The following is a 15,435-nucleotide window of genomic DNA, read 5'->3' on the forward strand; positions in this document are numbered from 1 at the left end:
CAATACCTTACTAATGAGCCTTCCAAACTCTAATTTCTATTTGATGTCACAGTTTAAAACAAGCGGTAAGGGATTTAATCGAGGCATAGGCCTTTAAGCCTGGCAATGACGATAATGAACCCTTACCGTTGTTAACTTTTTCCACAAAAATCAAGGTTATTAACAAAGAAAAAGAAGCAAAAAGAAAGCTTCAACAATAATAATAACCTATATTATTTTGTTGAAGCTAATCTAAAGGCAATGACGCGTTTAATCAAATGACTTGCTTAATAAGAACTGAGGAAATTAAAAATCAATTTTCGTTGATCAATATATCTTTAGCCATGATCATGGGCACACTGATATATTTTTTCTCCATGTAATTGATCACCTTTTCCAGGATCTCGCGCGATTGCTCGTCCATGCCCTGAACCTCATCGGCAAAAACAGAATTGATGGCGGTGTTGCGGATCTCCTTGATTTTTTCGGGTACCTGGCGCATGGCCACTTCAATACGGCGTTGTTTTAACTGGGTTAAAAACTCAGCTATATTTTGCTCAATTATGGTTTCGGCATGTACCAATTCCTGGTAACGCTCCTGTAGGTTACGTTTGGCAACCTCATTTAATGAGTGCACTTCGATAAAATTAACCGGGAACAGTTCCAGTACTTCGGGAGCAGTATCATTAGGTATAGCCAGATCCACAATGGTTTTGCGGGTGGTTTCGCCGTTAAGCAGCGATTTATATATTTCGGTAGTGATAATAGGTTCAACTGCCGATGTGCAGGTAATAATCACATCAAAACCTTTATTGTATGTTTTTAAAGCCTCCAGATCAAATGCTTCGCCATTAAGGTCAACAGCAAGTTGCTGGGCTTTTGAAACTGTGCGATTAAAAACCGAGAAATTTGAAAACTTATGTTTTTGAAGATATTTTGAAATATTACGGTTGGTTTCGCCTGCACCAATAATTAATACACGGGCATTTGAACACAGGTTAAGATCTTTAAGCTTGCGGTAAGCTAATGACACCACCGAAATAGGATTTTTTGAAATATTGGTATGGGTATAAACCTCTTTGGCTGTTTTAACAACACAGTTCATCACCATGCGTAAACCATCGCCGGTAAGGCCGGCCTCTTTGCAGTGTTCATAAGCCTTGCGCAGTTGGGCCAGGATCTCCTTTTCGCCAACTATCAAACTTTCCAGCGAGCATGAAGTACGTAACAGGTGAACCATAGCTTCCTGGTCTTCATAGATAGAAGCACTATCCATAAATGTGCTCAGCGAATCATGGCACAGCTCAGTATTAAAAGCTTCGATGAACCGTTTTGCAAAATCCTTATCAACAACCTGTGGGGTTGTCATAACAAATTCAACACGGTTGCACGTAGCCAGATAAAATATCTCTGGTATCCCAAATTGAGTTTTAACTTGTTGAAGTTTTTCTGTCAGATTTTCCTGGCAAATCACCAATCTACCTAATTCCTTCAGTTCAATCTGTTTGTGTGTAAAAGCAATAACCTTTAAATACTTCAAAGCAGTTTTAAATTTGACCGAACAAAAATATCACTATAAAAGCGTTGCAATGTCAACACTTTGTCAAACAGGAGTATTTAGAATGGTTATAAATTAGGTGAAATGACCATAAAACCACATTTAAAGTGCTTAAAACAATATATAGCAAAATTATGTATATTAAGCAATGCGTTTAAAAAAAAAACACAGGTCTTGCTGCACTAATAATCGAATGCACATTTGCAGAAATTAATCATTTTAAAAACCTGGCATCAACTATCACATCATCCCGCATTAATCGCCCTACCCGACTGTACAATCAAGCTCATTATTTGGGACTGGTGGCATAGGAAACCTTATATTAGATAATCAAAACAGACACAAATAAAAATATGGATCTGCAAAGTGTTGAAATGCGTAACCTGGAAGTACAGGATTACCAGGAATTAAAAAAATCAATGAAATCGGCCTATATGGATATGGACGAGGATTATTGGGACGCCAATTCCATTAAAAGGCTTATCCGGATTTTTCCCGAAGGACAGATCTGTATTACCGTTAATGATATAGTAGTAGGTTGTGCCTTATCTATTATTGTCGACTATCAGAAATTTGGCGACAACCATACCTACAAACAAATAACCGGCGACAGTACCTTTAAAACGCATACCGAAAAAGGGGATGTTTTATACGGTATTGATGTTTTTATACACCCTAATTACCGGGGCCTGCGATTAGCGCGCCGTCTTTATGAAGCCCGTAAAGCCCTGTGCGAAAAGCTGAATCTCAAAAGCATCATAGCTGGTGGCCGCATACCCAATTATCAGAAATACCAGAACGACCTTACACCCCGCCAGTATATTGATAAGGTAAAATATAAGGAGATCTATGACCCTACCCTGTCATTCCAACTGGCAAATGATTTCCATGTGCGTAAAATATTGCGTAATTACCTGCCCGAAGACAGCCGATCCAAAGGTTTTGCTACGCTGATTGAGTGGAACAATGTTTATTATGAGGAGATCAGCACGGCTATTAATCAAAAAACCGTGGTACGCATAGGTTTGGTGCAATGGCAAATGCGTGCATACAGCAACATTAGCGAGCTAATGAAACATGCCGAATATTTTGTTGACGCCGTGAGCGATTACCAGGCCGATTTTATTTTGTTCCCCGAGCTGTTCAACACACCGCTTATGGCCGATTATAACCACATGGATTCGGCAAAGGCCATGCGCGAGCTGGCTAAGTATACCCAACCCATTATTGAGGAATTTTCAAAACTGGCGGTATCCTACAACGTAAACATTATAGCAGGCAGCATGCCCACTATTTTTGAGGAATCGTTATATAATGTATCCTACCTGTTTAGACGCAACGGCAGTATGGAGGAGGTTTATAAGATACACCCTACCCCAGCCGAGATCAGCTCATGGGGTATGCGCGGTGGCGACGAGGTAAAGGTATTTGAAACTGATGCCGGTAAAATAGGCATCCTGATCTGTTACGATGTGGAGTTTCCGGAGTTATCACGCATACTGGCCAGTCAGGATATGCAAATCTTGTTTGTTCCCTTTTTAACCGACACCCAAAACGGGTATAACCGGGTTAAGTTTTGTGCCCAGGCCCGCGCGGTGGAGAATGAATGCTTTGTTGCCATTGCGGGTTGTGTGGGCAATTTGCCCAATGTAAACAATATGGGGATCTCCTATGCACAATCGGCAGTGTTTACTCCGTCAGATTTTGGTTTCCCTACCAATGGTATACAATCTGAGGCTACACCCAATACCGAAATGATTGTGATTGCTGATGTTGACCTTTCGACCCTGGAAGAACTACATGAGTACGGCAGCGTACAAAACCTTAAAGACCGCCGGACTGATCTGTATAATATTACCTTTAATGGGAAAAAGGTGTAGTTTTAAAAGATCGTAAACCTAACGCTTACCGCAAGCGGGTATATCAAAATAAATAATTATGGATCTATTAACAAATTATCGTGCATTTAGGCAAGATATCGAGGATAGTTTTAAAGACTTAATACAAGAATTTCATTTAAAACTTGTAGAGCCATATGAAGGTTACTATTTACTATTAGGTACAAAGTGTAATATTAGATTCACTTATGATAGAGGAGATATTTCATGCCAATTTAAACAAATATCAGAGCCTCGTGACAGTCCGGGTTATAGTGTTTGGGCGGTCTATAAATTTCTTTGGCCGTTAAAGGAAGCTGCTGATAAGTCCGAAAGAACTTATGACGCTAAACTTCAATTGGTTCAAAATTCGAATATGATTAAAAATATGAAAAATGTATTAAATGGCGATTTTTCCTGGCTAAAGGATTTTGCTAAGAAACAGGAAAGGGAGGATAAAATATCTCTTTTTATTATTGACCTCAGTTTAGATAACCCAATATCAAAAAAATTCTGGGGCGGGGATGCTTCCTGGCAACAAGATATTGAGAAATATTTGAATGAAAACAATATAAGCCTTTAATTACGCTGTCCGAAGTCTCGGACTTCGGACAATTATGCCGGTAGTCTTTAGACTATCGACACCTTTAAGGTAGTTGCAAACCACATCCATCACAACTATAGTCATGAGTACGCCCCGCACGCGGCCTGCGCTGCATACTCGCGCCAGTATATGAGTGTAGTGCGAAAGAAATCTTGTATAACATGTTAAGCGAATTTGTTGTCGCATAAGATTTCTCCTCGTTCCTCGTCGAAATGACTACGTTTATATTTCCCACTTCTACAAAACACATAGAAACATTTCTATATATCAATACCAATATATATCTTTGCACCGGCAAATGATCATAAACCATGATCAGCCATAAATGATGGACAACAAAAAAATAGAAAAAATATCCAGGGCGCTGAGCGACACCAGCCGGATAGCTATTTTACAGGAGTTTAAAAAAAAGAAAGATTGTCTTTATTGTGCAGAGGTAAATGACCTGCTTGATCTTACGCAGCCCTCTGTTTCGCATCATTTAAAACAGTTGGTAGATGCTGAGTTGTTGCTGCCCCAAAAGGAAGGCCGCAATCTCAAATATGTATTGAACCAACAGGTACTCAACGATTACATCGCTTGTTTAAACGAACTGAAAGATTAGACTTTATTAGAAAGAAAAAAACTGGCTTGTTTTGCTCTAATTTATAGAAACATTCAAATATTTAAATATAAAATTCATGAAAAAATCTATCTATATCATGGCCCTGGGTGCTTTTGGGATAATCACCACCGAATTTGGCGTTATCGGGATACTGCCTGCGCTGGTAAAGGAATTTCATATTTCTATTGATACAGCAGGATGGCTGCTTAGCGGGTTTGCCTTAACCGTAGCCCTGGCAGGCCCCTTTACCAATATGCTTACGGCAAAAATGAACCGTAAAACAATCATGTGTCTTGTACTGGGCATATTTGTGATCTCCAACCTGCTTTCGGCAGTAGCGCCTAACTTTACCGTGCTGATGATAGCCCGTATTTTGCCCGCGTTTTTACACCCCGTATTTTGGGCGGTATCTATGACAGCTGCATCAAAACAAGCCGGACCAAAAGATGCGCCTAAGGCTATTGCCATAGTCATGGCAGGCCTGAGCGTGGCTACTGTATTAGGCGTACCATTAACCACTTATATGGCCGATCTGTTTAACTGGCGGGCATCATTTGTCCTCTCGGCTTTTATAAATTTACTGGCCTTTGCAGCACTGGCCCTTTTTGTACCAACTATGCCGGCTGACAAAGAACAGGCAAGCACCAAAAGCCAGGTAAAAATATTGGGCAGTGCACAATTATGGGTTAGGCTTTTAACGTCGACCATTGTACTGGCGGGCATGTTTGCCACCTACGGTTACCTGGCCGAATATTTAGATAAAGTTTCGCACATGAACGGCGTGCAGATAAGTATCATGCTGCTGGTTTTTGGTGGTACAGGCATAGTTGGCAACTGGCTTACAGGTATAGCGTTAAGTAAAAATATACCGGTAACAAGTCGTTTGTTTTTGCTGGCACTGGTAATCATGCATTTACTGGCGTACAAATTCGGGGGATTGTTTATCCCTATGGTAACCATTMTTTCGGTTTGGGGTTTTATACATACAGGTGGTTTTTTGGTAGCCAACCTCCATGTTATTGATGGCATCCACGGTAAAGCGCTTGATTTTGTAAACAGTTTGCTGCCATCCTTTTTTAACGCGGGCATTACCATGGGCAGCTTGCTGGGTGGCTTTGTTATTGCCCATTACGGCATTCATGAAGTGATCTGGATGACTGTGCCCCTGCTGTTACTGGCACTTGGTCTTAGCTTTGTAACCATTAACGAAAAACAAGAGGCAAGTAAAGAACTTACTAATGAAATCAATGAGCCGGAACCCGTTCAGGCAGTTGTTTGCGAGTAAGATTTTAATAAACTTATATTATAATAAGGACTGTTGGCATGAGTGCATCAGTAATGATATTATATTACCTTTAATGGCAAAAAAGTGTAATTTTCGGTCATGAAATTCATTGAAGTTGTACCAAAGGCCTATATTAAATTGCGAATACTGGCCACCCTTATTGATTACACTATTTATGGTATTTTCTTTTTTATATACGTCTATTTATTTGGTCACTCAACCCAGGATGGTACCATGCAGGTTACAGGAATGGCTACATTACCATTACCAATAGTTTGGTTTCTTTATTTTGTGGTATTAGAGTCTGTAAGCTCCACCCCAGGTCATGATCTGTGCAAGTTAAAAGTGATAAAAGCGGATGGCTCTAAGGTCACTGTAAAAGATGCATTTAAACGTCGCATTTGCGACCCTATTGATATTTTCATGTATGGCATCCCTGCAATGATTTGTATATCTAAAACAGAAAAACACCAAAGATTAGGCGATCTGTTAGCAAATACTTTAGTTGTAAAAGCAAGTGATATTATTGAAACCGAAGTTATATTTTAAAATGATCCGTAAAGACAATTACACCCTCCCCGGCGCCAAAGGTCGACCAATGCTAATAGATGTAACTTATGATGATGCCTTTAAAAACGCGCCACTGGTAATTTTTGCGCATGGTTTTAAGGGATTTAAAGATTGGGGCACCCATAACCTGCTGGCCGATTATTTCGCCTGCAATGGTTTCAAGTATTTAAAGTTCAATTTTTCGCATAACGGTACCACGCCAGATAATCCTGTTGATTTTGCCGACCTTACCGCTTTCAGCGATAACACTTTCTCGATAGAACTGGAAGATCTGGATACCATTATTGATTTTGCCTGCAGCGGATCGGGCATGGCGGTGGCCAACGGCGTATTTTTAATTGGCCATAGCATGGGCGGCGGTATCAGCATCATTAAAACTGCCGAAGACAGCAGGATCAAAAAACTGGTCACCATGGCTTCTATATCCGGTTTCCGTAATCTTTGGCCCAAACAAAGCGAGGTACAATGGCGGCTGCAGGGTATCATCTATATGCATAATGCACGCACCGGGCAGCAGATGCCGGTCAAATCAACTTTGTTGGATGATCTGGACAAACACCCCTTACGCCTGGATATTGCCGCGAAGGCAGCTGAAATAACCCAACCCTGGCTGCTGATGCATGGCGAAGCGGACCAAACTGTTCCCCTGGCACATGCGCAGGAGCTGTATACAGCACAACCCAATGCCGAATTTTTTGTACTCCCCGGCAGCGACCATACATTTGGAGGCTCGCACCCTTATGCAAGTGATACCCTGCCGGCTTCGTTAGTGGAGTTTTGCGATAGGGCAATATCATTTTTGCGTCAATAAAACCGGTTCATTATATTCATCGTAACTTTTTAATGGTTGCTGTCTCTTAATAAATAAATATATAGTACTATAATTGTTTATATGAGTTTAGACGGATCGCGCAAAAAAGGAAAAAAATATTTAAACGTAATACCCACTGATGAAGCAGGCTTTGGCAAGATAGTCCCCATTTTGCGGGAGTACATGAATAACAAAGCCGAAAATAATCCTAAGAAAACAATAGGCCCTTTTAAAACTGATACTACTGTTTACCAAACCCCGCCGGCAAGTGGTCTGCGCATTACCTGGATAGGGCATTCCAGCATATTAATCGAGATTGATGGCAAACGCATACTTACCGACCCTGTTTGGGGCGGGCGTGCTTCGTTCTCTAAATTCATGGGTCCAAAACGCTTTTTTGAACCACCGCTTTTGTTGAGCGAGCTGCCACCGCTTGATGCAGTGATCATTTCGCATGATCATTATGACCATTTTGACAAAGACACCATTAAATATTTCGCCGGTTCAACCATCCCTTTTTATTGTTCCATCGGTGTTGGCCAATACTTGCGCAAATGGGGCATTATTGAAAACTATATTACCGAAATGGATTGGGGCGATAGTATAATGATCGGCAATGACATGGTGATTACTGCAGCACCGGCGAGGCATTTTTCGGGTCGTGGTGTGGTTAACCGGAACGAAACATTATGGTCGTCATTTGTAATAAAAGGGCCAAAACATAATATTTATTTTGGTGCCGATTCGGGCTGGTCGCCAAGCTTTGCAGACATTGGCGAAGCGTTTGGTCCGTTTGATCTCACCATGCTGGAAGTTGGTGCTTATGGCAAATACTGGCCAGATATTCATATGGGTCCTGATCATGCCTCAAACGCGCATATGGCCTTAAAGGGAAAACTAATGATGCCCATTCATTATGGCACGTTTAACCTGGCACCACACGCCTGGTATGAGCCTATTGAACGTTTAACAACTCTGGCAAAAGATAAAAACATTGATCTGTTTGTACCCGAGCCGGGAAAACCGACTGAGGTTACAGGTGAATATAACTCCAACTGGTGGAAATCGTATTTGTAATAAAAAGCTTTGTCATGCTGAGCGTAGCGAAGCATCTGATCGCCGATTGACATATTCATGAATAGATCCTTCGCTATGCTCAGGATGACAAGGAGGTAAAAGTGCTTGCTTGGTTATGCTAATGGTGCGTTTATTATTTATTTTAGTGTAACTTTTCCACCTTTAACCATTCCAACTCAAAAGTAATTCAACTAATGGCTCAAACCTACATATTAGTAATTGAAGGTAGACCCGAAGGGCCTTTTAGTATTGAAGAATTAAAAGGCTTCCATATAAAACCCGGCGATTTTGTAAAAACCCCCGAAATGGACGATTACAAAGAGGCTCAGGAAATTGCCGAATTAAGGGAGCTATTGGGCTTTACAAAACCCGCGTTATTAATGCAATATTTTGGCAGTTTTGATCAGCGGCTGCTGGCTTCGGTACTTGACTGGTTTATACTTTTGGGTGTATTTATCATCATCGCGTTTATTGTAGTGATAATGTTTATTCAGGATAAGGAGACACGTATGATAACATCATTTACCATTTTGGGCATCATACCATTTGCCAAGATCATTTATCATATCATTATGGAAAGCTCGGCTAAACAAGCCACCTATGGCAAGCAAATGTTAAAGATCAAAGTGGTGGATATGCAGGGCAACCGCATCAGCACAGGCAAGGCCATTAGTCGCAACCTGTGCAAAATATTTTCTGTTGGCACCTTTTTTATTGGTTACCTGTACGCGTTCTTCAATAAAAAGCAGCAATGTTTGCACGATATGATGGCGGGTACGCTGATAATCAAGGACAGGTTGTTTTGAGGGGAGAGGGTGCTATTTAAAGTATCTTTTTGTATGAAGCACCCGGTACACAATGATCTTATTTTTTGTCTCTTTATAATGAATGCCAAAAGGAAATTGGTATAAAGGAGCTATTCTGATTCCGCGATATCTAACCTGAAATAATTGGGGCTCGCGTTCAATAAATTCCATCGTTCCGAAAAACTCTAAAAAGAATTTATCAGTAAGGCTTTGAAGTATTTTATTGTAATAATCCTGGATGTCTTCTAAATCTTTTTCAGCCTTAAGTCTGAAAATAATCTCGTAGATCATTTAGGAAGAAATCTATCTTTTATACTTTGAAAAGACACGTATTCGGCTTTCCCGGCAGATTCTTCATTAAGCATACCATCCATCATTGTTTTGTATTCATCTGTAAGCTCAAGATTTAAATGATGCTGGTGCAATAAATCCTCATATTCGCTTATTGGAATAATTACAGCGGTTTTTTCGCCTTTATCATTGGTGATGAATTGAGTTGTCATTAATCAAATTTAAAGAATTTTATTAAATTATTCAATAACCATTTTGCACGCTGGTAATCAATGCCAGACTATTTTTTAAATATCTTATACAGCATCAATAGTTAATGTCATATTAATTTATGCTTTATACAATAGCTAATTAATGACCAACATAATTCTTAAATTTGCATCTTATTAATTATCCGCTGCATGAATACTGATGCTGTTAAATTGCTGCAAGGCCGTTATTGCAATTCGCTAACCGAATATTCGCGTTTTGTTACCCGTGAGGTTAACATCGGTGATGTACCTATGGGCGGCAATAACCCTATCCGTATACAAAGTATGACCACTACCGATACCATGGATACCATTGGTACCGTTGAGCAGTCTATCCGTATGGTTGACGCCGGCTGCGAGTATGTGCGCATTACCGCGCCCAGCATCAAGGAGGCTAAAAACCTGGCCGAGATCAAGAAACAGCTTCGCCAAAGGGGTTATAACGTTCCCCTTGTTGCCGATATACATTTTACCCCAAACGCTGCCGAAGTTGCCGCACGTATAGTTGAAAAAGTACGTGTAAATCCGGGCAACTATGCCGATAAAAAGAAATTTGATCAGATTGATTACACCGACCTGGAATATCAGGGCGAGCTGGATCGCATATATCAAAAATTTGCCCCCCTTGTTAATATTTGTAAGGAGTACGGTACCGCCATGCGCATTGGTACCAACCACGGTTCACTGAGCGACCGCATCATGAGCCGCTATGGCGATACCCCGCAGGGTATGGTAGAATCAGCAATGGAGTTTATGCGGATGTGCGAAACGCTGAACTATTATAACCTCGTGATCTCCATGAAATCGAGCAATCCGCAGGTGATGGTGCAGGCTTACCGCTTACTGGTAGAAACCATGGTTGCCGAGGGTATGAACTATCCGCTGCACCTGGGCGTAACCGAAGCCGGCGACGGCGAAGATGGCCGCATCAAGTCGGCTGTAGGCATAGGTACGCTGCTGGAAGATGGCCTGGGCGATACCGTCCGCGTGTCCCTCACCGAAGAACCAGAAGCCGAAGCTCCTGTTGCTATTGAACTGGTAAAGCGTTATTCAAGTCGAAAGTCTTTAGTCGAAAGTCAGCAAGCTGGAAATGCAACTCATGACTTAGAACTTAAGACTCAGAACTTAACCCACAGTCCCTACGAATATAAAAAACGTCATACCTATGAGGCTAACGCTTTTATTGGCGGGCACATGGTTCCGCGGGTGGTAATTGACCTGTCGAAAAAGAATTTAAAGGATGCCTCTATATTAAACGATGCAGGCTACCTGTACTCTCCCCTGTTGGATAAATACAACATGGCTGAGCAATCGGTTGATTTTGTTTACCTGGGCGATGAACTGCCGTCGTTTGTATTCCCAAGTAACTTAAAACAGCTTTATAACTATACAACCTGGCAAAAGCTGACCGATAAAACCAATTGCCATCCGGTATTTTCATTACGGGAATATTTGGAAGCAAGCGACCGCTCATCAGCATTAAACCTGGTTAGGGTATCCCCTGCCGATATTGATTCGGATGAATTTGGTTCACTGCCTTTTGATAACTCATTGGTATTTGTACTGGAAACCACAGCACTACATGGCATGGCCGATCAGCGCGGTTTCTTCTTTAAACTGGAAGAGCTTGGGCTGGAAGTACCGGTGATAGTGAAAAGAAGTTATGAGTTTGGAGTTTTGATTGATGAGTTGGAAAGCCAAAAGTCGAAAGTCAAAAGTCAAAACGAACGATTGACTGAAGACTTAGAACTTAAGACTCAGAACTTACAACTGTACGCCGCTACCGATCTTGGCGCTTTGTTGGTTGATGGCTTTGGCGACGGGATCTGGATTGATGCACCTGAGCTGCCTGCCAATGTGATCACCTCAACCGCCTTTGGTATTTTGCAGGCCACCCGTTCCAGGATCTCCAAAACAGAATATATATCGTGCCCAAGTTGCGGCCGTACTTTGTTTGATCTGATGGTTACTACCCAAATGATCCGCAGTCGTACCAGTCACCTTAAAGGTTTAAAAATTGGCATCATGGGCTGCATTGTAAATGGCCCCGGCGAAATGGCCGATGCAGATTATGGCTATGTAGGTTCAGGTACTGATAAAATTACGCTTTACCGTGGCAAAGAAGCTGTTAAGAAAAACATTAGCTCGGCCAACGCGCTTGATGAGCTGATTGGTATCATCAAAGAAGATGGTAACTGGGTAGAGCAGGAACAGGCATAAATAGAACAGGGCTGACCTCGCGCCAACCCCTGTTCAAAAGTATAATTAAAAAAGATCGTTAGCGTTTTAAATTGAAGGCAAGAGCTATTAGCTTTTTACTCTCCATATATTGCTTATTCTCGTACAGTTTGTTCGATATCTGATTTAAAGCCAGCTGTACTTTTTCACGCTTTAAATTTAGTTTAGTGTTTACAGTTTCCTCATAAAGCAGTTTTGAGTCGTCACTATAAAACCTTACCGTTTGTACCTTTGGTTTATTGATATTACTCTCCACCACCCAAAAGCCATGACTGGCTGGTACTTTGTTTTGAGCCTGACTGCAAATTGCGCTTATCAGGATCAATGCTGTTATCATTATTGTTTTCATAACCCTGTTTTTTTAATTTATAAACTAAAATTAAACAGGCTGTACACCATTAAAAAGTATTGATGATACTCGGCAATTAATACAGTACAAACAGCAACAAATGCACCCCTATCAACATTTATCAAAAATAATTACCCTTAACAAATGTTTTCTTGCTGTCTGTCGATGAAAATATGCAGTTTGTCGCTTTTCATAAAATATTATAGTTCTTTAGGCTGCTATAGAGTAAATTAGCTATATGAATGATGTTATTGATAGCCGGCTAAGAAACATAAAAATACCGCGGGTTTACCAGCATGTATTGTTTTGGATAGCCGTATATTTTATCATAGCAGGTTTGTACTCCATACAAACTAATTTTTGGGTATCCCTCAGAAACAACCTGTTTTTTATGCCGGTTCAAATTGCTTACTATTATGCCATTGCCTATTGGGTAATTCCACGGTACCTGTTTGTTAAGCAGTATTTAAAATTCGCTGTGTGGTTGCTGGTACTGGTTATTGTTTCGCTATTCACAACAAGGGCTGTAGGTTTGCTTTTTGTAAATCCATACCTGATCAGGGTAATGCCTATTACCGATATAGATTATATTAAATATAATCAACAGCCATTTTTAATAAAACTATTCGATACCCAAAGCCTGGTAAACGCACTGAAAGGCGTAAACCTCATTATTGGTTTTGTGTTGGCCATTAAGCTGTTTAAAATGTGGTATGAGCGTAAACAGGCCACTTTAGAGGCCGAATTAAGCGCTTTAAAAGCACAGGTGCACCCGCACTTTTTATTTAATACCCTGAATAATTTGTATGCCTTAAGCTTAAATCAATCGCCAAAATCACCACATCTCATCCTTGGTTTGTCAGATATTTTGCGGTATATGCTTTACGAGTGCAATGCCAATGAAGTGCTGCTTGAAAAAGAAATATTCATGATGCAGCAATATGTAAAACTTGAAAAATTGCGTTATGAAGATCGCATTGATATTAATTTTACTATTACGGGCGATCTTAAAAATAAACTGATAGCACCACTACTGATACTGCCCTTTATTGAAAATGCCTTTAAGCACGGCACCAGCGAAAAAACGGGCCAGGTTTGGATCAATATTGATGTAAGTATTACCGGCAATCATTTTAAATTAAAGGTGGCCAACAATAATCCAGAACAGCAGCCTGACGAAGATCAGTTGGCGGGCAGGGGCCACATTGGTTTAAAAAATGTAATGAAACGTCTCGACCTGCTTTATCCCGCCACCTCCAAACTCAAAATAATGAACGAGGACGAAACCTTTCTCATTGTGCTTGATATGGACCTTAACATGGTTAAACAGCTCTCAAAACAAAAGCAAATACATGAAAATGCGCGTATTGATAGTTGATGATGAGCCCCATGCCATGGAGGTGCTTGAAAAGTACCTGTCGCAATTTAATCAGATGGAACTGGTTGGTAAATGCGCGGATGCTATACAGGCTTTTCAGTTGTTGCAGCAAAAACAGGTTGACCTCATGTTCCTGGATATAAAAATGCCGGGCATTAAAGGAACCGATCTGTTGAGGAGCCTTAAAAACCCGCCTAAAGTAATTTTCACCACCGCTTATAGCGAGTACGCACTGGAAGGTTTTGAGTTGAACGCGGTTGATTATTTGTTAAAGCCAATTTCGTTTGAACGTTTTTTGCGTGCTGTTGATAAAATTTACCAGCTAACCGAAAATAAAACCAGGAATATTATTACGCATGAAGCACCGGTAAGCGACCATGAAACTTTCATTTATCTTAAAGTAGAACGTAAAACCACCAAGGTAAATGTAAATGACATTTTATGGATAGAGAGCCTGCGCGATTATGTAAAAGTGGTGGTAAAAGATCAGGTATATATCACCCGGCAAAAGATCAGTATCCTGGAAGAAATGCTCCCCGAAAACAAATTTGTAAGGATTCACCGGTCGTTCATGGTGGCATTGGCTAAAATTGATTCCTTTTACTCCCAAACCGTTGAGGTGTCTGGCCATGAGCTCCCCATTGGCCGCAATTATAAACATGACGTTCAAAAAAAGCTAAAAGCCGAGCGGCTGCTGTCGGACTGAGCAATCGCAGAAATAATTTTACCTTATATTTGAATTATACCCAATTAACTTGCGGGCATTTATGAGTAATAAAATAGCTGTTTTAGATATCCCTTCTACGCTTAAAAAGCACCTCCCCCCGGTAAATACCAGCAAACCTGATTTTGGCATTATCAGCGATGCATGGAACCAGGATGATTTTGCTGTACTAAGTAATGAGCCAGGTGTACAGCATGGCTTACCTGTTAAAACAGATTATTACTCAGTTATTTTATGTCTTAACGGTACCTGTAAAAAAACAATAGGTCATTTTGTGTTTGAGATTTATCCAAACTCCATCCACCTGGTATCCCCTGCTTTTATTACCTCTTTTGAAGATGCTTCTGACGATCTGCTCCTATACCAGGTACTGTTTAAAAAAGAGTTTTTAACTAATAATTTCCTAAAAGAAAACATTGTAGATAACCTGCTGGAGGTAAACCCCGATTATCCGCCCATTTATGGGCTCCCTAAAAAAGGAGTAGCATCATTAAAAGCGCTGTACGAAAAAATAAGCGACGAAAGCAGGGAGCAGGGCGCTTTCCATTTGCAAATTTTAAGGCTTTTGATAACAGACCTGTTGTACGAAATGAACCGGGCCTGCGAAAGCTGCTTGCTCAACTCCACCCGCCATTTGAGTAAACAATACCAGCTGGTATACAAGTTTAAAAAACTGGTTGAAGAGCAGTTTTTAACGCTTAAAACCGTACAGGAATATGCCGATGAATTATTTATATCTGCAAAATATTTAACCGAAATAGTGAAGGGCGAAACCGGGCAAAATGCCCTGCATGTTATCCACAACCGCATGTACCTGGAGGCCCAATATCTTTTGTCATCATCGGGCCTCAGTATTAAAGAAATTGCCGAGCGACTTAACTTTGATAACAGCTCACATTTCAGTCGTTTTTTTAAACGTTTTGCTGGCTACAATCCTTCAGAGTTTAAGCTGCTCCAATAAAAAACACGCCGTTTTTCTTTCCTAAAATTCCCGTTATGACCGTTGCCTGACGGTAATACATGCCTATCGGAA

Annotated in this window: 16 protein-coding genes; 12 read left to right on the forward strand and 4 right to left on the reverse strand. The window is 40.7% G+C overall.

From position 1 onward, the window contains the following. Positions 1-292 precede the first annotated feature (292 nt). Complete coding sequence (hemA, locus tag AC1DRQ_RS18490; RefSeq protein ID WP_477426227.1) at positions 293-1,519, reverse strand: glutamyl-tRNA reductase; 1,227 nt, start codon at positions 1,517-1,519, stop codon at positions 293-295. Between the two features lie 371 nt (positions 1,520-1,890). Here hemA and AC1DRQ_RS18495 point away from each other — a divergent pair, with 371 nt between their 5' ends. The 8 genes from AC1DRQ_RS18495 (at position 1,891) to AC1DRQ_RS18530 (ending at position 9,171) form a co-directional block, all read left to right on the forward strand. Beyond that, complete coding sequence (locus tag AC1DRQ_RS18495) at positions 1,891-3,417, forward strand: carbon-nitrogen hydrolase family protein (protein ID WP_429394036.1); 1,527 nt, start codon at positions 1,891-1,893, stop codon at positions 3,415-3,417. A gap of 58 nt (positions 3,418-3,475) precedes the next feature. Then, positions 3,476-3,997: a hypothetical protein gene (locus tag AC1DRQ_RS18500; protein WP_477426230.1), complete on the forward strand. Its 522-nt coding sequence runs from the start codon at positions 3,476-3,478 to the stop codon at positions 3,995-3,997. 346 nt (positions 3,998-4,343) lie between these two features. Next, the gene (locus AC1DRQ_RS18505; protein WP_477426232.1) at positions 4,344-4,622 is read left to right on the forward strand and encodes an ArsR/SmtB family transcription factor; all 279 of its coding nucleotides are present in this window, start codon (positions 4,344-4,346) and stop codon (positions 4,620-4,622) included. A gap of 76 nt (positions 4,623-4,698) precedes the next feature. Beyond that, positions 4,699-5,907, forward strand: coding sequence for an MFS transporter (locus AC1DRQ_RS18510; protein WP_477426234.1), 1,209 nt, complete (start codon positions 4,699-4,701; stop codon positions 5,905-5,907). 99 nt (positions 5,908-6,006) lie between these two features. After that, on the forward strand, positions 6,007-6,456 hold the full coding sequence (locus AC1DRQ_RS18515) for an RDD family protein (protein ID WP_477426236.1): 450 nt from the start codon (positions 6,007-6,009) through the stop codon (positions 6,454-6,456). A 1-nt stretch (position 6,457) separates the two neighbouring features. Then, the gene (locus AC1DRQ_RS18520) at positions 6,458-7,288 is read left to right on the forward strand and encodes an alpha/beta hydrolase family protein (protein ID WP_477426237.1); all 831 of its coding nucleotides are present in this window, start codon (positions 6,458-6,460) and stop codon (positions 7,286-7,288) included. A gap of 81 nt (positions 7,289-7,369) precedes the next feature. Then, positions 7,370-8,365 carry an MBL fold metallo-hydrolase gene (locus AC1DRQ_RS18525; RefSeq protein ID WP_477426239.1) on the forward strand — a complete coding sequence of 332 codons (996 nt, stop codon included), beginning with the start codon at positions 7,370-7,372 and terminating at the stop codon, positions 8,363-8,365. Between the two features lie 194 nt (positions 8,366-8,559). After that, the gene (locus AC1DRQ_RS18530; RefSeq protein ID WP_477426241.1) at positions 8,560-9,171 is read left to right on the forward strand and encodes an RDD family protein; all 612 of its coding nucleotides are present in this window, start codon (positions 8,560-8,562) and stop codon (positions 9,169-9,171) included. A 12-nt stretch (positions 9,172-9,183) separates the two neighbouring features. Here AC1DRQ_RS18530 and AC1DRQ_RS18535 read toward each other — a convergent pair whose 3' ends face one another. Together AC1DRQ_RS18535 and AC1DRQ_RS18540 are read right to left on the reverse strand one after the other, a co-directional pair. Continuing rightward, positions 9,184-9,462 carry a type II toxin-antitoxin system RelE/ParE family toxin gene (locus tag AC1DRQ_RS18535; protein ID WP_477426243.1) on the reverse strand — a complete coding sequence of 93 codons (279 nt, stop codon included), beginning with the start codon at positions 9,460-9,462 and terminating at the stop codon, positions 9,184-9,186. Then, positions 9,459-9,674: a hypothetical protein gene (locus tag AC1DRQ_RS18540; protein WP_477426245.1), complete on the reverse strand. Its 216-nt coding sequence runs from the start codon at positions 9,672-9,674 to the stop codon at positions 9,459-9,461. Before AC1DRQ_RS18540 ends, AC1DRQ_RS18535 begins: the two co-directional genes overlap by 4 nt. Before the next feature lie 189 nt (positions 9,675-9,863). Between AC1DRQ_RS18540 and ispG the strand changes: the two genes are divergently transcribed. After that, entirely contained in the window at positions 9,864-11,933 is a 2,070-nt protein-coding gene (gene ispG, locus AC1DRQ_RS18545; protein WP_477426247.1) for a (E)-4-hydroxy-3-methylbut-2-enyl-diphosphate synthase, read from the forward strand. Between the two features lie 58 nt (positions 11,934-11,991). Here ispG and AC1DRQ_RS18550 read toward each other — a convergent pair whose 3' ends face one another. After that, complete coding sequence (locus AC1DRQ_RS18550; RefSeq protein ID WP_477426249.1) at positions 11,992-12,300, reverse strand: hypothetical protein; 309 nt, start codon at positions 12,298-12,300, stop codon at positions 11,992-11,994. Between the two features lie 238 nt (positions 12,301-12,538). Here AC1DRQ_RS18550 and AC1DRQ_RS18555 point away from each other — a divergent pair, with 238 nt between their 5' ends. From AC1DRQ_RS18555 to AC1DRQ_RS18565, 3 genes are all read left to right on the forward strand, one after another. Then, complete coding sequence (locus AC1DRQ_RS18555; protein ID WP_477426251.1) at positions 12,539-13,678, forward strand: sensor histidine kinase; 1,140 nt, start codon at positions 12,539-12,541, stop codon at positions 13,676-13,678. Beyond that, a complete protein-coding gene (locus AC1DRQ_RS18560) occupies positions 13,653-14,384 on the forward strand; it encodes a LytR/AlgR family response regulator transcription factor (RefSeq protein WP_477426253.1) in 732 nt (243 codons plus the stop codon). The genes AC1DRQ_RS18555 and AC1DRQ_RS18560 overlap by 26 nt, the downstream gene beginning before the upstream one ends. A gap of 61 nt (positions 14,385-14,445) precedes the next feature. Beyond that, positions 14,446-15,363 (forward strand): helix-turn-helix domain-containing protein, encoded by a 918-nt coding sequence (locus AC1DRQ_RS18565; protein WP_477426255.1) that lies wholly within the window; start codon positions 14,446-14,448, stop codon positions 15,361-15,363. The last annotated feature ends 72 nt before the right edge of the window (positions 15,364-15,435 follow it).

The organism is Mucilaginibacter sp. P4_E8 (assembly GCF_056401495.1).